Origin of the sequence: Streptomyces sp. NPDC020422, assembly GCF_044386705.1 — a bacterium.
GTDB lineage: Bacteria > Actinomycetota > Actinomycetes > Streptomycetales > Streptomycetaceae > Streptomyces.
The window spans coordinates 174881-194267 of the sequence record NZ_JBIRVJ010000013.1; the positions used below are offsets into that span (position 1 = coordinate 174881).

Genomic DNA, 19387 nt, shown 5'->3' on the forward strand with positions numbered 1-19387 from the left:
CCTGTCATAGGGCTGGCGACTATTCGCCAGGGTTCGCCAGGGTGCGCCCGATGTTCCGCCACCCGCGCCCGGGTGTCAGGTAGGAACGCGCCACCCCGCCCCGTCGACCGGCCCTCATTTTCCCCAGGGTGCGGACCGTTCGGGCGGGCGGGGCGACGCACGCAACTCGTCGGCGCACGAAGGGATCTGTCTCCTCCATGTACACAGCATCGTCCTCCGTGACCGCCCCGCCCCGGCCGCTGCACCGCACCGTCCCGGCCGGCTCCGGACCGTACCTCGCGCCCGCTCCGCAGGGAGCGGTGCGGCCGAGGCGCTGGGCGGGCAGCACCGTCCAGCAGCCCAGCGGGAGAATCGACCTGTCCGGTCCCCAGGGCGCGCAGCTGCGCATGGCGATCGCGTCCGTCCACCGGATCTGCCCCGAGTTCAACCCGGTCCAGGTGCTGCGGCGCAGCGGCCGTTCCGTGCTGATCGTCGGGACGACCGGGCGGACCACCGCGGTCGCGAAGTGTTTACTGGACCATTCCCCCGCGTGGGTCGAGCGGTTCAGGCACGAAATAGCTGCCTACCGCGCGTTCGTCCGGCACCGTCCCCCGGTGCGCGCTCCGCGGCTGATCGCCGCGGACCCGGAGAACTGCACGCTGGTGATCGAGCGGATGCCGGGACGGGCGGCGGCACTGACCCGCCACCCCCTGGAGGCTCCGCCCCGCGCGGACGTACGGGCCGCGCTCGGAGCGGTCGCCCGGCTCAACGCCTGGCGTCCGCCCGCCGGGACCTTCGACGCGCCGCTCGACTACGCGACGCGGATCGCCCGCTACCACGAGCTCGGTCTGTTCACCGACCGGGACCGGGACGACCTGCAGAAGCTGCTGCACGGTCTGGCCCAGGCGGGCGGCCGGCAGGGCATGGGGCAGTTCTGCCACGGTGACGCCCTGCTCTCCAACATCCTGCTCTCCCCGGCCGGTCCGGTGTTCGTCGACTGGGAGCACGCGGGCTGGTATCTGCCCGGGTACGACCTGGCAACGCTGTGGGCGGTCCTCGGGGACGCCCCGCTGGCCCGGCGCCAGATCAGCCAGCTGGCGCAGCAGGCCGGGACGGCGTCCCGGGACGCCTTCCTGGTGAACCTGATGATCGTGCTGACCCGCGAGATCCGTACCTACGAGACGGCGGTGCAGCGCACGATCAGGGAGGCGCCGCCGGCCGGTTCGGTGCCGGTGCCCGCCGGGGCGGTCTCGCCGGGCGAGGAACAGCGGCTGCTGCTGCGGCGGCTGCACGACGACTGCGCCATGGCACGGCGGGCCGTGCGCGCGGCGGTCGGGACACGCTGAGGGGTCCCGACACGAGACGGGGGTGGCGCGCCGCGCGCCCGGTGCCGACACACCGGGCACGCGGCGCTCTTCGTGTGTACGGAACACGGTCCGGCGCCCCCATTGGTCCACTCCACTGACGCACCGCAGGCGGGCGCACCATCCGCCCGAAACTCCTCTGACGTGGGAAATCCGCCCCCGGGGCGGGTGATTGACGGATCGTCCGCGAGCCGCTACCCCTGTACGGGTTCGGTCCCGCACGGCCCCCGTTCCCCCCTGTCGCTGGAGGCTGCCTTGCTCCGTTCCGCGTTCCTCAGACGTGCCGCTCCGGCCGTCCTGCTCGTTCCGCTGCTGTCCGCCGCGCCGTCCGCGACCGCCGAGGAGCCCGAGGCGGGCGCGCTGCAGCGGCAGTTCGCGGCGGCCGCCGAGCGCTACGGCGTGCCGCAGAGCGTGCTGCTCGGCGTGTCGTACCTCCAGTCGCGCTGGGACGGACACGGCGGCGCGCCGAGCGTGACCGGCGGCTACGGTCCGATGCACCTGACGGACGCGGTGACCGCGCTCGCCGAGGCGCCGCACCACTCGGAGGGCGAGGAGGACGCACGCGGCGACGACGCGCGGCCGCCCCGGGTCGGCCCCGGGGCGCCGGCTCCGAGCGCGGCCGAGCTGCCGCCGCGGCTGCGCACCCTGGAGCGGGCGGCGGAGCTGTCCGGGCGGTCCGCCGAGGAGCTGCGGACCGGTACGGCGGCGAACATCGAGGGCGGTGCGGCGCTGCTGGCCGCGGCGCAGCGCGAGGCGGGCCTGACGGCGAGCGCCGATCCGGCCGACTGGTACGGGGCGGTGGCGCGCTACTCGGGCGCGGACGACGCGGAGACGGCGGCGACGTACGCGGACGACGTCTTCGACGTGATCCGCGAGGGTGCCTCGCGGATCACGGACAGCGGTCAGGTGGTGACGCTCGCGGCGGAGCCGGCGGTCGCCCCGGCCACCGGCCAGATCGCCGCGCTCGGGCTGCGGGCGCCGGCGCGGGGTCCGGTGGAGTGCCCCCGCTCGGTGGCGTGCGAGTGGGTCCCGGCACCGTACGAGGAGTTCGGGGACGGCGACTACGGCAACCACGACCTGGGGAACCGGCCCGGTTCGCAGTCGATCGACTACATCGTGATCCATGACACCGAGGCGAGCTGGGACACCACCCTGAAGCTGGTCCAGGACCCGACGTACGTGTCGTGGCAGTACTCGCTGCGTTCCTCGGACGGGCACGTGGCGCAGCACCTGGCGCTGAAGGACGTGGGCTGGCACGCGGGCAACTGGTTCGTGAACGCCAAGTCGGTGGGCCTGGAGCACGAGGGCTTCCTGACCTCGCCGGACTCCTGGTACACGGAGGCGATGTACCGGAGCTCCTCGCGGCTGGTCCGGTACCTGGCGAAGCGGTTCGGCATTCCGCTGGACCGGCAGCACGTCCTGGGTCATGACAACGTGCCGGGCACGGTGACCTCGTCGATCCGCGGGATGCACACGGACCCGGGCCCCTACTGGGACTGGGCGCACTACTTCCGGCTGCTCGGCCGGCCGATCACGCCGAGCGCGGGTCCGGACGCGGGGGTGGTCACGATCCGTCCGGAGTACGCGGAGAACCAGCCGGTGTACACGGGATGTGTGACGACCGGGGTGGCGTGCGCGCCCCACGGGAGCGGGGCCGTGCGCCTGCACACCGCCCCGAGCGCCGACGCGCCGCTGGTGAAGGACATCGGTCTGCGGCCGGGTGGGCAGGACTCGACCACCGGGGTCAACGACACCGGGGCGCGGGCATCGACGGGCCAGAGCTTCGCGGTGGCGGAGCGCCGGGGCGACTGGACGGCGATCTGGTACCTGGGGCAGCAGGCCTGGTTCCACAATCCCGAGGGGCGGCGGACGGCGGTGAACGCTCGGGGTGTGGTGCTGACGCCGAGGGAGGGTCTCGCGTCGGTGCCGGTGTACGGACGGGCCTACCCGGAGGCCTCGGCGTATCCGGCGGGCGTACCGGTGCAGTCGGTCTCGCCGCTGCCGTACAAGCTGCTCGCCGGGCAGCGGTACGTGGTGGGGGGCAGTACCCCGGGCGAGTACTTCTACGCACCCACGTTCGACACCTCGATCCACCGGGTCGTGCGCGGCCAGGAGCAGTACTACGAGATCCAGTTCGGGCATCGGGTGGCCTTCGTCAAGGCTGCTGACGTGCAGGTTTCCCGCGCCTGACGGAGCGGGCGGCGCACGTCGCGGGGGTGTCGGCGGGCCGTGGCCCGACCGGCACCCTTCGGCGTTCGTATGACTATCGCGGTGTTCGCGTGGCCGTGGGGGTCGAGGGGTAATGCTCGGCCGGACGACAGCCCCGCTCACCGAGAGGCCTCCCTGGCATGGCTCAGCCCTTCGTTCTGCCGGACTTCTATGTCCCGCATCCGGCACGGCTCAATCCCCACCTGGAGGCGGCCCGCGTCCACACGCGGGGCTGGGCCCGGGAGATGGGGATGCTCGAGGGCTCGGGCGTCTGGGAGGAGGCCGACCTCGAGTCCCACGACTACGCCCTGCTGTGCTCCTACACCCATCCGGACTGCGACGCGGACGCGCTGTCCCTGGTCACCGACTGGTACACGTGGGTGTTCTTCTTCGACGACCACTTCCTGGAGACCTTCAAGCGCACCCAGGACCGGCGTGGCGGCAAGGCGTACCTCGACCGCCTCCCGCTCTTCATGCCGGCCGACCCCGCCGCGGGCATGCCCGAGCCGGTGAACCCGGTCGAGGCCGGTCTCGCCGATCTGTGGCTGCGGACCGTCCCCTCGATGTCGGAGGCCTGGCGGGTCCGGTTCGCCGAGGCCACCGAGCATCTGCTCTACGAGTCGCTGTGGGAGCTCGACAACATCAACGAGGGGCGGATCGCCAACCCCGTCGAGTACATCGAGATGCGCCGCAAGGTGGGCGGCGCGCCCTGGTCGGCGGGGCTCGTCGAGTACGCGGCGGGCGCCGAGGTCCCCGAGGAGGTCGCGTACTCCCGGCCGCTGCGGGTGCTGCGGGACGCGTTCTCCGACGCGGTCCATCTGCGCAACGACCTCTTCTCGTACCAGCGCGAGGTCGAGGACGAGGGCGAGAACAGCAACGGCGTCCTCGTCCTGGAGAAGTTCCTCGGCTGTACGACGCAGGAGGCGGCGGAGGCGGTGAACGACCTGCTGACCTCGCGCCTGCACCAGTTCGAGAACACGGCGCTCACCGAGGTGCCCGCGCTCTGCCTGGAGCAGGGGCTCGGCCCCGAGCAGGCCGCGGCCATCGCCGCGTACACCAAGGGGCTGCAGGACTGGCAGTCCGGCGGGCACGAGTGGCATCTGCGCTCCAGCCGCTATATGAACGAGGGACTGGTGCGGGACGGCTCGCCGTTCGGCGCCCGGATCGGCACCTCGGCGGGGAACATCCGCGCCCTGTTCGGACGCCAGGCCGCCGGCCGGCTTCGCGCCCACACGCATGTGCCGCACCAGACCGTGGGCCCCTCGCTGCTCCCGGAGTTCAGCCTGCCGTACCCGCTCTCGCTCAGTCCGCACCGCGAGGAGGCCGGGCGGCGGTCGGTGGAGTGGTCCGAGCGGATGGGGCTCCTGCGGGGCATCTGGGACCGGCCGTTGGCGGAGGGTTTCGACCTGGCGCTCTGCGCGGCGGGGCTCGACCCGGATGCCACCCTGGAGGAGCTGGAGCTCAGCACCGAGTGGCTGACCTGGGGCACGTACGCGGACGACTACTACCCGTTCGCCTTCGGGCGCTCACGGAACCTGCCCGGCGCCAGGGAGCAGACCGACCGGCTCAAGTCCTGTATGCCGCTTGCGGATCCGGCCGCGGGGGCGGCGCTCGCCGTCGACCCGATCGAGCGGGCGCTGGCCGATCTGTGGGCGCGCACGGCCGGACCGATGACGCCCGAGGCCCGGACCCGGCTCCGCACCGCGGTCGGCGTCATGCTCGACAGCTGGCTCTGGGAACTGCACAACACGGCGCAGCACCGGGTTCCCGACCCGGTCGACTACATCGAGATGCGCCGGACGACCTTCGGCTCGGAGCTGACGATGCTGCTGAGCCGGCTGCGGCGCGCCGACACGCTCCCGGCCGAGATCTACCGCACGGGCACGGTGCGCGCCCTGGAGAACTCCGTCTCCGACTACGCCACGCTCCTCAACGACCTCTTCTCTTACCAGAAGGAGATCGAGGTCGAAGGGGAGGTGCACAACGGCGCGCTGGTGGTGCAGAAGTTCTTCGCCTGCGACTATCCGACGTCGGTGGCGTTGCTCGACGATCTGATGCGGGGCCGGCTGCGCCAGTACGAGCATGTGAAGAAGCACGAAGTGCCGCTGCTCTTCGAGGACTTCGCGCTGGACGCGAAGGGGCGGGCCGCCTTCGGGGCGTATCTGCGGGAGTTGGAGGACTGGCTCGCCGGCATCCTGCACTGGCACCGGACGGTGTCGCGTTACAAGGCGGAGCACGTCCACGCGGGCGCCGGTGCCCCGCTCGCGCGGCGGGGGCCGACGGGCCTCGGCACCTCGGCGGCCCGTCTCGCCACGGCGTTCGGGGCGCCCGCGCGGTGAGGGCGGAGGGGTCCGTCCCGGAGCTCCGGGACGGACCGGCGGATCAGGGGCGCAGACCGCGCAGCTGGTCGAGTTCGCGTCGGTCGCGCTTGGTGGGGCGGCCGGCGCCGCGGTCGCGGACGGCCGCGACGGCCACGTGCTCGCGCGGCGGCGGGGGCGGGCTGTTGTCGACGTACGCCTCGGCCGCCGCCGGCGGGCCGACCCGCTTGGTGAGCAGCTCCTTGACCTCGACGATCCGCTGCCGGCCGCCGTGGAAGACGCGCACCTCGTCGCCCGGCTTCACCGGCTGGGCGGGCTTGGCGCGCTCCCCGTTGACCTTGACGTGGCCGGCCCGGCAGGCCGCGGCGGCCTGGGAGCGGGTCTTGGTGAGGCGGACCGCCCAGATCCAGCTGTCGACGCGTGCGCTCATCGGCCCCCGTCCCCCTCGTCAGCCCTGCTGGAACAGCTCGGCGGGCAGCGGCTTGAGCAGCGCGTACAGGTCGTCGGTGATGGGCCGGTCCCAACTGGCGATGGTCACCAGGACGTTGTCGCTGCGGTCGAACTGGACGCAGGAGATCCGGCTCTCGGAGAGCTTCAGCCGGCGCACGATCAGCAGGTTGTCGCCCTGCATCACGGGGACGTCCTCGACGTCGAGGACCTCGACCGGCTCGTCGTTCTCCAGGGCGGCGAGCAGCTGGGCCACCTCGAAGGGGATCTGCCCGTCGGCCAGCTCGCGGGCCGGGGAGCCGGCCGGCAGATTGCCGATGATCATCGCGGGTCCGCGACCGCCGAAGAGGTCGTAGCGCAGGAACACGCCCTGGCAGGAGCCGTCGGGGGCCGGGAGCAGACCGGCGCCGAGATTGCCGGGCCAGTCCCCCGGGTCCATGGCCAGGACGTCGAAGTCCGGGCCCGCGGGTGTGGCGGCGCTGCGGCGGCGGAGGAAGGACATACCGCCATGGTACGTGTCCCGGCGGGCGATGCGGCGCGCCGGGGCGGCGTCACGGTCCCCCGCTGGTCAGGGCCTGGGCGAGGCCCGAGGGGTCGGTGCCGAGCTTGCGGTAGACGGCCGACAGGAGCAGGGTCACGGCCGCCTGGTCGAGGCCGAGGACGGCGCCCGGGTCCTCGCCGCGGACGGTCAGCTCGGCGGCGCTGCGCTCGCGGACGGTGAGCGCGTCGGTGCCGGTCGGGTGGAGCGCCCGGGGGCGCAGTCCGGCGGCGGCGAGCTCGGCCCTGGCGTCGTCGACGAGGCCGTCGGCGCCGCAGCTCTGGGCGGTCTCCAGACCCCGGTAGAGGTGCTCGGCGGCCTCGGCGGTGCGGCCGGTGCGGCGCAGCGCGATACCGAGGGCGACGAGGGAGCGGGCCAGCTCGTAGGCGGCGGGCGAGCGCTCCAGCCAGTCGACGGACTCCTCGAGGAGCTTGATCCGGTCGGGCTCGGCGGAGACCTCGGCGGTGACGCGGAGCGCCTGACCGATCGCGGAGGGCGCGCCGTACTGGCGGGCCCTGGCGACGGCTTCGAGAGCGGTCTCACGGGCCCGCTCGGGCGTCTCGGCGGCCTCGGCGAGGGCCAGGTGGAGCTGCCAGGGGCACCAGGCGGGGTTGCGCATGCCGCGCGGGTCGAGGCGGCGGCCGACGGCGGCGAGCTCGGCGGCGGCCTCCTCGGTGCGGCCGGTGGCGAGGAGCAGTTCGGCGTGGACGGTCTGGGAGTCGGGGAAGGTGACGGCGGCGGGGAAGGGCTCGCCGAAGTCGTGCTCGCGGGCGACCCGCTCGGCCTCCTCGGTGCGGCCCCGGGCGAGCAGCACCTCGATCATCACGCCGACGGCGTACCACTCGGCGGGGGTGCGGGGGCCGACGCGCTCGGCGAGCCGCAGGCCGGCGCGCACGAAGTCCTCGGCCTCGACGAGCCGGCCGCGGCGGTAGCGGATGTAGCCGAGGAGGGTGTAGGCGAAGGAGAGGTGGGCGCCGCGCCAGCCCTGGCGTTCGAACTCGGCGGTGCCGGCGGCGAACAGCTCCTCGGCGCGGCCGGGCCGGTCGGCGTAGAGGAAGGTGAGGGCGACGAGCACCGGGACCTCGAAGCCGCGGCTCTCGTCGGCCCAGCTGAGGCCGCCGTCGAGGGCCCGCTCGGCGTGGTCGACGGCCACGGCGGCGGGTTCGGCGCGCAGGGTGGCGTCCCAGGCGCGCAGGCCGATGATGTAGCGCTCGGTGAGGTCGCGGCCGGAGAGCCGGTCGGCTAGCCGGGCGAGGCGGCGGGAGCGGGCGGGCGAGTCGGGTTCGTCGGCGCGGAAGGCGTCCCACATGAACTTCTCGGACTGCATGCGCAGCCGGCTGCGGGCGTCGGTGGTGAGCCGGGACTCGCGGCCGAGCAGCTCGGAGGCCTCCACCAGCCGGTCGCTGTGGGCGAGGACCTGGGAGAGGCGGTAGACGATGCCGTGCCGCAGGGCGGAGTCGGCGACCGTCTCCTCCAGGGCGGCGCGCAGGTGGTTGACGGTGGTGGCGGGTTCGGTGAGCAGGGAGGCGCAGCCGAGCTCGAAGAGGACGGCGGCCCGCTCGTCGTGGTCGGGGGGTTCGCGCAGGGCGCGGGCGAGGTAGCGGCGGGCGGTGTCGGGAGCGCCGGCCCGCAGGGTCTCCTGGGCGGCGGCGCGCAGGTGCTGCACGACCCAGGGGTCGGCTTCGGGGTGGGTCTCGACGAGGTGGCGGGCGGCGGCGGTGGAGCCGAGGCCCGCGTCGACGACGCACCAGGCGGCCTGGCCGTGCAGGGCGACGCGGGTGGCGGCGGGGATGGCGTCGTAGACGGCGGTGGCGATCAGGGGGTGGACGAACTCCAGGGTGTCGGCGCCGGGTTCGGCGTCGGGGTCTGCCGGGGCGAGGACGCGGGCGTCGCGGAGCTGTCGGGCGCAGCGGCCGACCTCCTCGCCGCCGAGTCCGGCGACGGCACCGGCGAGCTGCGGTGAGATCTCGGTGCCGAGGACGGCGCAGGCCCAGGCGAGGCGGACGGTGGCGGTGCCGAGGCGTTCGATCTGGGCGATGAGGCCGCTGCCCTTGACGGCGGCGGCGAGGTCCCGCAGGGCGGGGGCGCGGTCGGCGGTGGGCTCCAGGCCCCGGTCGCGGACGCGGGCGGCGAGTTCGACGGCCTCGAAGGGGTTGCCGGAGGTGACGGCCCAGCATTCGCGGCAGAAGGCGTCGTCGGCGTGGGCGCCGACCTGGTCGCGGACCAGCCGGGCGATGGCGTCGGTGGTCAGCGGCTCCAGGCCGAGGGGCCGCCGACCGGACCTGCGGCCGGTGAACTCCGCTCCGGACTCGGGCAGTTCGTCGGGGCGGTAGGCGACGACGAGCAGCATGGGCAGGTCCTCGGCGCGGGGCGCGAAGGCGGAGAGCCAGCCCAGGGATTCGGGGTCGGCCCAGTGGGCGTCGTCGAGGACGACGACGAGCGGGGCGCGGCGGACGGCGAGGTGGGTGAGGACCCAGTCGAGTCCGTCGCGCAGTCCCTGCGGGTCCGGTGGGGCACCGTCGGCGGCGGTGCACAGGCCGAGGGCGGGGCCGACGATGTCGTACCAGCTGCCGAGCCGTTCGGTGAGCTCGGCGCGGGAGGCGGCGGCGAGCTGCGGCTGGAGGAGCTGGCGGGCCACGTGGAAGGCGACCCGCTGCTCCTGGTCGCCGCCGCGGGCGGAGAGCACGGTGCAGCCCTTGGCGGCGGCCCGGCGGCGCACCTCGGCGAGGAGGGTGGTCTTGCCGAGTCCGGCGGGGGCGGCGAAGGCGAGGACGCCGCCGCGGGCCGCGGCCCGGCGCGCGGGGGTGCCGGGGGCGTCCGGGGCGGGTCGGCCGCCGTGCACGAGCCGGAGGGCTGGGGGCCCCGCGGCCTGGTCGGTCTCGTCCTGCCCGGTGAGCAGGGTCAGCGCCTCCTCGGCGGCGGCGAGTTCGGCCTCTCGCTCGAACAGGCCGAAGCCGGGTCCCCCGGACCTTCCGGTGGGTACTGCCATGGTCCACCCCCACGCCGGGGGCGCATGCCCGGCGCACGAGGGGTGCGGCCTGGGTGGTGGCCCCGCGAAAACCCCAGCGTACGCCGGGCTGCGCCCTCGGGGAGGGGGATTGTGAGGATCATGTGAACGAGCCGGTCATCACCCCTCCCCGGGGGTGTTCAGGTGGCGGGCGGGCGGTCGCCGACCAGCCACATGGCGAAGAACTGCGCGCCTCCTCCGTACGCGTGTCCGAGCGCCGTGCGCGCCCCCTCGACCTGGTGCTCGCCGGCCTGGCCGCGGACCTGGAGGGCGGCCTCGGCGAAGCGGATCATGCCGGAGGCGCCGATGGGGTTGGTGGAGAGGACTCCGCCGGACGGGTTCACGGGCAGGTCGCCGTCGAGTTCGGTGACCCCGGCCTCGGTGAGCTTCCAGCCCTCGCCCTCCTCGGCGAAGCCGAGGTTCTCCAGCCACATCGGTTCGTACCAGGAGAACGGCACGTACATCTCGACCGCGTCGATCTGCCGGCGCGGGTCGGTGATGCCGGCCTGCCGGTAGACGTCGGCGGCGCAGTCCTGGCCGGCCTGCGGGGAGACGAAGTCCTTCCCGGCGAAGAGGGTCGGTTCGCTGCGCATGGCGCCGCCGAGCATCCAGGCCGGCGGCCGGGGCGAACGGGCCGCGCCCGCACGGTCGGTGAGGATCATGGCGCAGGCGCCGTCGGAGGAGGGGCAGGTCTCGGAGTAGCGGATCGGGTCCCACAGCATGGGCGAGGACTGGACCTTCTCCAGGGTGATGTCGTGCTCGTGGAGGTGCGCGTAGGGGTTCTTGAGCGCGTTGCGGCGGTCCTTGTACGCGACGAGGGAGCCGATGGTGTCGGGGGCGCCGGTGCGGCGCATGTAGGCGCGCACGTGCGGGGCGAAGAAGCCGCCGGCGCCGGCGAGCAGGGGCTGCTGGAAGGGGACGGGGAGCGAGAGTCCCCACATGGCGTTGGACTCGGACTGCTTCTCGAAGGCGAGGGTGAGGACGGTGCCGTGGACGCGGGCGGCCACCAGGTTGGCGGCGACCAGGGCGGTGGAGCCGCCGACCGAGCCGGCGGTGTGCACGCGGAGCATGGGCTTGCCCACGGCACCCAGGGCGTCGGCGAGGTAGAGCTCCGGCATCATCACGCCCTCGAAGAAGTCGGGGGCCTTGCCGATGACGACGGCGTCGATGTCCGCCCAGGTCAGTTCGGCGTCGTCGAGCGCGCGGCGGGCGGCCTCGCGGACGAGTCCGGCGAGGGAGACGTCCCGGCGGGCGGCGACGTGCTTGGTCTGGCCGATCCCGACGATCGCGACGGGTTCTTTCGCTGTCGCGGACTTAGTCATCCGAGTCCCCTTCCAGGACGGCGACCAGGTTCTGCTGGAGGCAGGGCCCTGAGGTGGCGTGGGCCAGCGCGCGGTCGGAGGCGCCGCGGTGGATGCGGGCGGCGGCCTCGCCGAGCCGGATGAGACCGGCGGCCATCACGGGGTTGGCGGCGAGCGCCCCGCCGGAGGGATTGATCCGGACCTCGTCCCCGAGGCGGAGGGCCTTGCGCAGCACGACCTCCTGGGAGGAGAAGGGCGCGTGGAGTTCGGCGGCGTCCAGCGGCGGCCGGTTCGGGTCGAAGGCGCCGGCGCGTTCGGCGGCGAGGCGGACGGAGGGCGAGTCGGTGAGGTCGCGCACGCCGAGGGAGTGCGCCTCGATGCGGTGGTCCATGCCGGTGATCCAGGCGGGGCGCGCGCACAGTTCGCGGGCCCGGTCGCCGGCGGCGAGGATCACGGCGGCGGCGCCGTCGCCGATGGGCGGGCAGTCGCCGGTGCGCAGGGGCGCGACGAGGTAGTCGCCCTGGGGCCGGGCTCCGGGCAGCTGGGCGTGCGGGTTGGCGGCGGCGTCCTCGCGGCTGCGGGTGGCGATCCGGGCGAGCCCCGCCTCGTCGGTGTCGCCCGCGTCGATCAGGGCGCGGGCCTGGAGCGCGGCGAGGGCGACGGAGTCGGGCCACAGGGGCGCCACGTAGTACGGGTCGAGCTGGCGGGTGAGGACGTCGCGCACGGAGCCGGGCGAGGACTTGCCGTAGGCGTAGACCAGCGCCGTGTCCACCTCGCCGGTCAGCAGCTTCACCCAGGCCTCGTACAGGGCCCAGGCGCCGTCCATCTCGACGTGCGACTCCGAGATCGGCGGCCAGGCGCCGACGCCGTCCAGGGCCATGGTGAAGGAGAAGGCGCGACCGGCCAGGTAGTCGGAGGAGCCGGAGCAGGTGAAGCCGATGTCGGAGGTCTTCAGGCCGGTCTGCCGCAGCACCTCGTGGAGGACCGGCATCACCATCTCGACCTCGGAGAGTTCGTCGGTGCGCCGCGTGTGGTCGCTCTGTGCGAAGGCGACGATCGCCACTTCTCGGCTCACAGCAGCTCCTTGTACGTGTCGTAGTCGGCGTCCGGCTCCCCGGTGGGGCGGTAGTGGTCGGGGTAGCGGCCGTCCTCGCTCCACACGGGTTCGACCCGCAGGCCCATGCGGACCTGGTCGTAGGGGATGCCGCCGATCCGGCCGTGCAGGGCGAGGCCGGCGCCGTCGAGCGCGATGTGGGCGTAGACGTAGGGGACTTCGATGTCGAGCCCCTTGGCCTTGATGTTGACGATGCAGTACGTCGTGACGGTGCCGCGCGGACCGACTTCGACCTTGTCGGTGGTGGCGACTCCGCAGGTGGGGCAGGCGCCGCGGGGCGGGACGTACACCTTGGTGCAGGAGGGGCAGCGTTCGCCGACCGTGCGGCGTTCGGCGAGCGCCTGGAGGTAGCCGGTCTGGGCGCGGCCGGGGCTGTAGGTGTAGTCGAGGCGGGCGGGGGCGACGATGCCGGTGACGGGTTCGTCGAAGCGCCCGTCGTGGGAGCGCGGGGCGGTGGCCTCGGGGGTGTCGGCCCCCTCGTACGGCTCGAAGCAGGCGATGTCGGTGAGCGCGCCCTCGCGTTCGGCCGCCCAGCGGATCCGGACCCGCATGCCGGTGTGCACGGCCTCGGGGCCGGGGGCGTCGAGGGCGTGCAGCAGGGCGGTGTCGGCGCCGTCGGGGCGGACGAGGACCCAGGCGAAGGGGGTCGCGAGGGGCTGCCCGGGGCGGGGCTCGGGGTTCCAGGCCCAGGTGGTGACGGTGCCGGTGGTGCCGACCTCGACGAGTTCGCGGAGCTCGGCGGCGGTCTCGGGGTCGTACTCGACGGGCGGCACGAGCACACGCCCGGACTCGGTGCGCACCCCGAGCACGGTCCGTTCGCGCAGCCCGGTGAGGAAGGCGGACTGCACGGGGCCGAGGGAGCGGGTGAAGGGGAACTCGACGACGAGGGGGGCGCGGAGCGTTTCGGGGGCGGATGTCATGGGGCGGCTCCTTGGTGGATGGGGCACAACGGCGGGGCGCTCTTCCGGGCCGGCCCTCACTCCCGCCGGTAGACGGGGGCGCGCTTCTCCGCGAAGGCCTTGGCCCCCTCCTTGGCGTCGGCGGTCGCGAAGATCGGCCAGCCGCGCTTCAGCTCGGCCGCCAGGCCCTCCTCCTCCGTCATCTCCGCGGTCTCGTAGACGGACGCCTTCACCGCCTCGACGGCGAGCGGACCGCACGCGTTGATCCGCTCCGCGGTCTCCAGGGCCGCGTCGAGCGCCGTGCCGTCGGGGACGACGCTGCCGACGAGGCCGATCCGGAAGGCTTCGTCGGCCGTGTAGGGGCGGCCGGTGAGGAGCATCTCCAGGGCGTGGGTGCGGGGGATCTGGCGGGGCAGGCGCACGGTGGAGCCGCCGATGGGGAAGAGCCCGCGGCGGACCTCGAAGAGGCCGAAGGTCGCGGAGGCGCCGGCGACGCGGATGTCGGTGCCCTGCAGGATCTCGGTGCCGCCGGCGACGCAGTGGCCCTCGACGGCGGCGATCACGGGTTTGCGGGGGCGGTGGTGGCGCAGCATCGCCTTCCAGTGCAGATCGGGGTCGGCGGTCATCCGGTCCCGGTAGCCCTGGCCCTCCATGCCCTTGCCGGCCAGTGCCTTGAGGTCCATGCCGGCGCAGAAGCTGCCGCCGGCACCGGTGAGGACGACCGAGCGGATGGTGTCGTCGGCGTCGGCTTCCAGCCAGCCGTCGTACAGGCCCACCAGCATCGGCAGCGAGAGCGCGTTCTTGGCCTCGGGCCGATTGAGGGTGAGGACGAGCGTGGCGCCTTCGCGCCGGATGCTGAGGTGCTCGGTGCTGCCGCCCATGGGCGTCTCCCGTCTCCAGTTCTGGAACAGGTTGCAGGAGTGACGGGTCCAGTTCAATAGTTTTCTGACACTCAGTCAGATTCTTCTGCGCGACCCCTTCCGCCCTCCGCCCTTCGGTGCTCTGATGACCGCGCCAGTGACCGACGCGTCTCAGCCCGGGCCAGGATCAGGAGGAACGGTGGAGTACAACCTTGCCGACCTGTTCGAATCGGTCGTCGACGTGGTTCCGGACCGCGAGGCGCTGGTCTACGTCGACCACCCCGGCACCGGCGCCGAGCGCCGGCTGACCTACGCCGAACTCGACGCCGCGGCCAACCGGATCGCCCACCACCTGATCGACGCGGGCCTGCGCCCCGGCGAACATCTCGGGCTCCATCTGTACAACGGCATCGAGTACCTGCAGACCGTGCTCGCCTGCCTCAAGGCCCGGATCGTGCCGGTGAACGTCAACTACCGGTACGTGGAGGAGGAGCTGGTCTACCTCTACCGGGACGCCGACCTGGCCGCGCTCGTCTTCGACGCGGAGTTCACCGGGCGGGTGGCGGCCGCGCTGCCGCAGACGGAGAAGCTGCGGCACCTCGTGCGGGTGGGGACCCCGCCCGCCGCCCGCCCGAGCACCACCCCGCAAGGAGCCGCTTCGCAGGACGGCGCCCCCTTCGAGGACGCGCCGGCGCTCGACTGCGTGGACTTCGCGACGGCCGAGGCGGCCGGCTCGCCGGAGCGCGGCTTCGCGCCGCGCTCGCCCGACGACCTCTTCATCATCTACACCGGCGGCACCACGGGCATGCCCAAGGGCGTGATGTGGCGCCAGGAGGACCTGTTCTTCGCGGGGCTCTTCGGCGGCGACCCGTCCGGGGAGCCCGTGAAGCGGCCCGAGGAGCTGGCCGAGCGGGTCGCCGCGGGCGGCGCGGGGATCACCTTCTTCCCCACTCCCCCGCTCATGCACGGCACCTCGACGCTCACCTCGTTCATCGCCTTCAACTACGGCCAGCGGGTGGTGATCCACCGCAAGTACGTGCCCGAGGAGGTGCTGCGGACCATCGAGAAGGAGAAGGTCTCCAGCGTCTCCCTGGTCGGCGACGCCATGCTGCGTCCGCTGGTCGACGCCCTCACCGGACCGCTCAAGGGCACCGACCTCTCCGCCCTCTTCAGCCTCTCCTCCTCCGGCGCGATCATGTCGGACACCGTCCGCGCCCAGTTCCAGGCGCTCGCGCCGCACGTGCTGCTGCTCAACAACTTCGGCTCCTCGGAGTCCGGCTCCAACGGGCGCGCCACCGACGACTCGGGCCCCGCGAAGGGCTTCCGGCTGCACGTCAACGAGCGCACCCAGGTGGTCGACCCGGCCACCCACGAGCCCGTCGCCGTCGGCGAGATCGGCCGGCTCGCCCAGCGCGGGCACGTGCCGCTCGGCTACTACAACGACCCGGCGAAGACCGCCGAGACCTTCTTCCGCAAGGGCGACGAGCGCTGGGTCCTGCTCGGCGACATGGCCACCGTCGACGAGCAGGGCATCGTCACCGTCCTGGGTCGCGGCTCGCAGTGCATCAACACGGGTGGTGAGAAGGTCTATCCGGAGGAGGTCGAGCAGGCGCTCAAGTCCCATCCGGACGTGTACGACGCGCTGGTCGCCGGGGTGCCCGACGCCAGGTGGGGCAACCACGTCGCCGCCGTGGTCCAGCTGCGCGACGGGGCCGGGCCGCTGGACCTGGCCGCGGTCCAGGCCCACTGCCGCACCCGGCTGGCGGGCTACAAGGTGCCGCGCCAGCTGGTGCTCGCCGACCGGATCCAGCGCTCGCCGAGCGGCAAGGCGGACTACCGCTGGGCGCGTTCGGTGGCGGTGGAGGCCGATGGACCCACCGCCACCGCCTGAGTGCCGGAACCGACGCGGGAACCGACGCCGGAACGGCCGTCGGAACCGCCGTCAGACACCGACGCCAGACACCGACGCCAGGCACCGACGTCCGACACCGACGTCAGGCACCCGCGTCCGACACCGACGTCAGTCACCCGCGTCCGATACCCACATCAGGCACCGAAGTCAGGCACCCGCGTCCGACACCCACCCCAGGCACCCGCGTCAGACGCCGAACTCCCTGATCGCGTCCAGGAATTCGCGCGGCCGGGCCTCGTGCACCAGGTGCCCCGCCGCGATCGTGACCAGCCGGGCGTCCGGGACGCGCTCGGCCATCCACGCCAGGTGCTGCTGCGGCAGATGGCTGGTCGGGCCGCCGCCCACGATCAGGGTGGGGGCGGTGACGGCGGACAGCTCCTCGCGCCAGGCCGGGTCCGGGTCGTTCAGGTCGGCGTTGGTCGCGTCGAGCACCGCCCAGTCGAAGGCGACCGGCTCCGGGGGCGGACCCGCGGGGCCGCGCGGCGGGAGGGCGGGGAAGAAGACCGGGGCGTCCTCCAGGACGAGCCGTCCGACCAGGGCCGGCTCGCGCTGGGCGAGCAGACAGGCCGCCGCCCCGCCCATGGAGTGTCCGACGACGGTGGCGCCGGCCAGGCCCAGGGCCTTCAGGAAGCCGCCGAGTTCGTCGCGGAGCGCGGCGTAACCGTACTCGCCGGGGTGGTCGCTCAGTCCGTGGCCGCGCAGATCGGGCGCGTACACCCGCCGGTCGGCGGCGAGCTCCGTCGCGATCCCGGCCCAGTCGGTGGAGTCGCAGCCGCGCGCGTGCACCAGGACGACGGGCGGGGCGTCCTCGGGGCCGTGGACCCGGTAGGCGAGCCGGACCCCGTCGACGGTCACCGTGCGCACCTCGGGGTCGAGGAAGGCCGCCACCGGGCGGGCGAAGCCGCCGGGGTCGTCGACCCAGGGGAAGTGTCCGGCGGCGGGCTGGACGACCAGCTCGGCGTGCGGGAAGCAGGCGGCCAGCTCGGCCGCCTTGGCGGGGGTGGGGCCGTTGTCGTACCCGCCCGCGAGGACGAGGACCGGGGCGGTCACCGCGCGCAGCGCCTCCCGGGTGGCGTCGGGGGTGAAGGCGCCCGGTGCGTAGAAGGCCGCGGCGGCCGCCCAGTCCATCTCGGTGCGGGCGCCCGCGGCGTGGGCCTGCGCGGCCTCGTCCCAGCGGCCGTACGCGAACGGCATCGCCAGCTGCGAGACCCGCTCCATCGGCGTGTTCTCGTCGGTGGCGTCCAGCGCGGCACGGGCCTCCGGGTACCAGGGCTGGTCCGCGAACCTCTCCGCGGCGGCGTCCCACTCCGCGTCGCTGGTCTCGATCCCGACGGCCCGGGTGCCGGGGGTGACCAGGACCAGCGAGCGGATCCGCTCGGGATGGGCGGCCGCGTAGAGGGTGGCCAGGTTGCCGCCCGCGGAGTGGCCGAGCAGATCGATCCGGTCGAGCCCGAGGTGGGCGCGGAACGCCTCGACGTCGGCGACCTGCCGGTCGCAGCGGTAGCTCGCCGGGTCGACGGGGACGGCGCTCTCCCCGGTGCCACGCGCGTCGAGCACCAGCAGGGTGCGATGGGCGGACAGTCCCCCGAGGTCGCCGAGGTAGACCGCGTCGCGCATCGGCCCGCCGGGCAGGACGACGAGGGGTTCGCCCTCGCCGAGCGTCCGGTAGGAGAGTTCGGTTCCGTCGTACGTCGTGAACTGAGGCATGCCGCCGATCATGATCGGCGCGGTCGGGGCGAGGCAACCGGATTGGTGGACAGCGCGATACGGTGGGATGTCCGCCCCCACCAGCGAAGGAAGCCGTTTCACCGTGTCCGAGACCCGTCAGGCCGAGCTGCGCGGTGACTGCGCGAACTGCTTCGGCCTGTGCTGCGTGGCCCTCCCCTTCGCCAAGTCCGCGGACTTCGCGGTGAACAAGTCCTCGGGCGACCCCTGCCGCAACCTCCAGGACGACTTCCGGTGCGGGATCCACACCCGGCTGCGGGACAGCGGCTTCCCCGGGTGCACGGTGTACGACTGCTTCGGCGCCGGCCAGCAGGTCTCCCAGGTGACCTTCGGCGGCGTCTCCTGGCGCGAGGCCCCGGACACCGCGCGGCAGATGTACGAGGTGTTCCCGGTGATGCGCCAGCTGCACGAGCTGCTGCGCTACCTCTCCGAGGCCCGCGCGCTGGCCGCGACCCGGACGCTCCACGCCGACCTGGACCGGGCGCTCGCCCGGGTGACCGCCCTCACCGAGGGTTCCCCGGCCGAGCTGGAGCGGCTCGACGTGGCCCCGGTACGGGCCGAGGTGAACCCCCTGCTCCTGGAGAGCAGCTCCCTGGTGCGGGCGGCGGCCGGCGGCAAGCCGAAGAGCCGGCGCGGTGCCGACCTGATCGGCAAGCGGCTGCGCGGGGCGCGGCTGCGGGGCGCTGACCTGCGCGGGGCGCTGCTCATCGCCGCCGACCTGTCGGGCGCCGACCTGTCGCTCGCGGACCTGATCGGCGCGGACCTGCGGGACGCGGACCTGTCGGGCGCGGACCTGACCGGCGCGCTCTTCCTCACCCAGCCCCAGCTGAACGCGGCCCGCGGCGACGCCGCCACCCGGCTGCCGGAGGGCTTCGAGCGCCCGGCGCACTGGACCCGCTGACCGCCCCCGCGGCCGGCGCGCTCAGACCTCGTACACGTACGGCGTCATCGTCGTCAGCTCGGCGAAGCCCAGGCGCCCGAGGATCGGGCGGCTGGTGGGGGCGGCGTCGACCTGGACGTAGCGGTAGCCGCGGGCGAGCGCCGTCCGCGCCCGGTGGGAGACCAGGGCCCGGTAGAGGCCGCGGCCGCGCCACTCCTCGACGGTGCCGCCGCCGTACAGTCCGGCGAAGTCGCTGTCCCGCGGGAGGTCGAGGCGGGCGGAGCTGACCGGGACGCCGTCGGCGAGGGCGACCACCGCGGCGACGGAGTCGGGCGCGGCGGCGAGCTGGTCGAGCATCCGGCTGCCGAGGTGCGAGCCGTCGGTGCCGAAGGCCCGGTCGTGGACCTCGACCATCATCCGCACTCCGGCCTCGTCGGTGACCGGGTGGAGCACCACGCCCTCGGGGAGGTCCACGGCGGTGGGCAGGGCGGCCGCCTCGGCGACCATCAGGGTCTCGGACTCCTCGGCGGTGAAGCCGGCGGCGAGCAGCCGGTCGGCCAGGTCGGCGGGGCCGTCGTGCCCGTACACCGTCCATTCGAAGGAGTGGCCGGCGGCGCGGAAGAAGCTGATCTGGGCGGCGATGGCCGCGTCGGCGTCCTGGGGGCCGAGGCCGGACCACAGGACACCGTTCCAGGCGTAGGCGGGCCCGGTGTGGCGGACGACGAGGCCGTCGCGCTCGACGCGGCATCCGGGTCCGTCGGGGCGGGCCTGGATGCGGCGCTGTCGGTCGAAGGTGGTGCGCAGTGCGGTGATGTCCATGGCCGCCACCTCAGCA

The 19387-nt window shown here is 73.9% G+C and carries 14 protein-coding genes; 5 read left to right on the forward strand and 9 right to left on the reverse strand.

The annotated features are described in order from the left end of the window. The first annotated feature begins 197 nt into the window (after positions 1-197). The 3 genes from ACH414_RS30680 to ACH414_RS30690 all read left to right on the forward strand — a co-directional run bounded on the left by ACH414_RS30680 (position 198) and on the right by ACH414_RS30690 (position 5890). Entirely contained in the window at positions 198-1325 is a 1128-nt protein-coding gene (locus ACH414_RS30680; RefSeq protein ID WP_382541262.1) for an aminoglycoside phosphotransferase family protein, read from the forward strand. Positions 1326-1598: 273 nt separating this feature from the next. Continuing rightward, the gene (locus tag ACH414_RS30685; RefSeq protein WP_398944280.1) at positions 1599-3533 is read left to right on the forward strand and encodes an N-acetylmuramoyl-L-alanine amidase; all 1935 of its coding nucleotides are present in this window, start codon (positions 1599-1601) and stop codon (positions 3531-3533) included. 158 nt (positions 3534-3691) lie between these two features. Further along, positions 3692-5890, forward strand: coding sequence for a germacradienol/geosmin synthase (locus ACH414_RS30690; RefSeq protein WP_398944282.1), 2199 nt, complete (start codon positions 3692-3694; stop codon positions 5888-5890). A gap of 43 nt (positions 5891-5933) precedes the next feature. Here the strand turns inward: ACH414_RS30690 and ACH414_RS30695 are convergent, their stop codons facing one another. From ACH414_RS30695 to ACH414_RS30725, 7 genes are all read right to left on the reverse strand, one after another. Then, positions 5934-6299 carry an RNA-binding S4 domain-containing protein gene (locus ACH414_RS30695; protein WP_382541270.1) on the reverse strand — a complete coding sequence of 122 codons (366 nt, stop codon included), beginning with the start codon at positions 6297-6299 and terminating at the stop codon, positions 5934-5936. An 18-nt stretch (positions 6300-6317) separates the two neighbouring features. After that, complete coding sequence (locus ACH414_RS30700) at positions 6318-6818, reverse strand: hypothetical protein (protein WP_382541272.1); 501 nt, start codon at positions 6816-6818, stop codon at positions 6318-6320. A gap of 49 nt (positions 6819-6867) precedes the next feature. Next, positions 6868-9843: an ATP-binding protein gene (locus ACH414_RS30705; RefSeq protein WP_382541275.1), complete on the reverse strand. Its 2976-nt coding sequence runs from the start codon at positions 9841-9843 to the stop codon at positions 6868-6870. A gap of 158 nt (positions 9844-10001) precedes the next feature. Continuing rightward, positions 10002-11183: a thiolase domain-containing protein gene (locus ACH414_RS30710; RefSeq protein ID WP_382541278.1), complete on the reverse strand. Its 1182-nt coding sequence runs from the start codon at positions 11181-11183 to the stop codon at positions 10002-10004. Next, the gene (locus ACH414_RS30715) at positions 11176-12237 is read right to left on the reverse strand and encodes a thiolase domain-containing protein (RefSeq protein WP_398944285.1); all 1062 of its coding nucleotides are present in this window, start codon (positions 12235-12237) and stop codon (positions 11176-11178) included. The genes ACH414_RS30710 and ACH414_RS30715 overlap by 8 nt, the downstream gene beginning before the upstream one ends. After that, positions 12234-13196 carry an OB-fold domain-containing protein gene (locus ACH414_RS30720; RefSeq protein ID WP_386568905.1) on the reverse strand — a complete coding sequence of 321 codons (963 nt, stop codon included), beginning with the start codon at positions 13194-13196 and terminating at the stop codon, positions 12234-12236. Before ACH414_RS30720 ends, ACH414_RS30715 begins: the two co-directional genes overlap by 4 nt. Before the next feature lie 56 nt (positions 13197-13252). Beyond that, complete coding sequence (locus tag ACH414_RS30725; RefSeq protein ID WP_382541285.1) at positions 13253-14056, reverse strand: crotonase/enoyl-CoA hydratase family protein; 804 nt, start codon at positions 14054-14056, stop codon at positions 13253-13255. Between the two features lie 178 nt (positions 14057-14234). Between ACH414_RS30725 and ACH414_RS30730 the strand changes: the two genes are divergently transcribed. Continuing rightward, positions 14235-15926 carry an acyl-CoA synthetase gene (locus ACH414_RS30730; protein ID WP_398944288.1) on the forward strand — a complete coding sequence of 564 codons (1692 nt, stop codon included), beginning with the start codon at positions 14235-14237 and terminating at the stop codon, positions 15924-15926. 207 nt (positions 15927-16133) lie between these two features. On the opposite strand, the gene ACH414_RS30735 is transcribed toward ACH414_RS30730, so the two are convergent. Next, positions 16134-17654, reverse strand: coding sequence for an alpha/beta fold hydrolase (locus ACH414_RS30735; RefSeq protein WP_382541290.1), 1521 nt, complete (start codon positions 17652-17654; stop codon positions 16134-16136). Positions 17655-17721: 67 nt separating this feature from the next. Between ACH414_RS30735 and ACH414_RS30740 the strand changes: the two genes are divergently transcribed. Beyond that, positions 17722-18573, forward strand: coding sequence for a pentapeptide repeat-containing protein (locus ACH414_RS30740; RefSeq protein ID WP_382541293.1), 852 nt, complete (start codon positions 17722-17724; stop codon positions 18571-18573). A gap of 21 nt (positions 18574-18594) precedes the next feature. Here the strand turns inward: ACH414_RS30740 and ACH414_RS30745 are convergent, their stop codons facing one another. Next, positions 18595-19371 carry a GNAT family N-acetyltransferase gene (locus tag ACH414_RS30745; RefSeq protein WP_382541296.1) on the reverse strand — a complete coding sequence of 259 codons (777 nt, stop codon included), beginning with the start codon at positions 19369-19371 and terminating at the stop codon, positions 18595-18597. Positions 19372-19387: the final 16 nt, after the last annotated feature.

What these genes read in the sequence shown, in the direction of transcription:
- ACH414_RS30680 (WP_382541262.1), top strand. Translation starts at nt 198, where the DNA reads ATGTACACAGCATCGTCCTCCGTGACCGCCCCGCCCCGGCCGCTGCAC.
- ACH414_RS30690 (WP_398944282.1), top strand. Translation starts at nt 3,692, where the DNA reads ATGGCTCAGCCCTTCGTTCTGCCGGACTTCTATGTCCCGCATCCGGCA.
- ACH414_RS30695 (WP_382541270.1), bottom strand. Translation starts at nt 6,299, where the DNA reads ATGAGCGCACGCGTCGACAGCTGGATCTGGGCGGTCCGCCTCACCAAG.
- ACH414_RS30700 (WP_382541272.1), bottom strand. Translation starts at nt 6,818, where the DNA reads ATGTCCTTCCTCCGCCGCCGCAGCGCCGCCACACCCGCGGGCCCGGAC.
- ACH414_RS30705 (WP_382541275.1), bottom strand. Translation starts at nt 9,843, where the DNA reads ATGGCAGTACCCACCGGAAGGTCCGGGGGACCCGGCTTCGGCCTGTTC.
- ACH414_RS30710 (WP_382541278.1), bottom strand. Translation starts at nt 11,183, where the DNA reads ATGACTAAGTCCGCGACAGCGAAAGAACCCGTCGCGATCGTCGGGATC.
- ACH414_RS30720 (WP_386568905.1), bottom strand. Translation starts at nt 13,196, where the DNA reads ATGACATCCGCCCCCGAAACGCTCCGCGCCCCCCTCGTCGTCGAGTTC.
- ACH414_RS30725 (WP_382541285.1), bottom strand. Translation starts at nt 14,056, where the DNA reads ATGGGCGGCAGCACCGAGCACCTCAGCATCCGGCGCGAAGGCGCCACG.
- ACH414_RS30735 (WP_382541290.1), bottom strand. Translation starts at nt 17,654, where the DNA reads ATGCCTCAGTTCACGACGTACGACGGAACCGAACTCTCCTACCGGACG.
- ACH414_RS30740 (WP_382541293.1), top strand. Translation starts at nt 17,722, where the DNA reads ATGTCCGCCCCCACCAGCGAAGGAAGCCGTTTCACCGTGTCCGAGACC.
- ACH414_RS30745 (WP_382541296.1), bottom strand. Translation starts at nt 19,371, where the DNA reads ATGGACATCACCGCACTGCGCACCACCTTCGACCGACAGCGCCGCATC.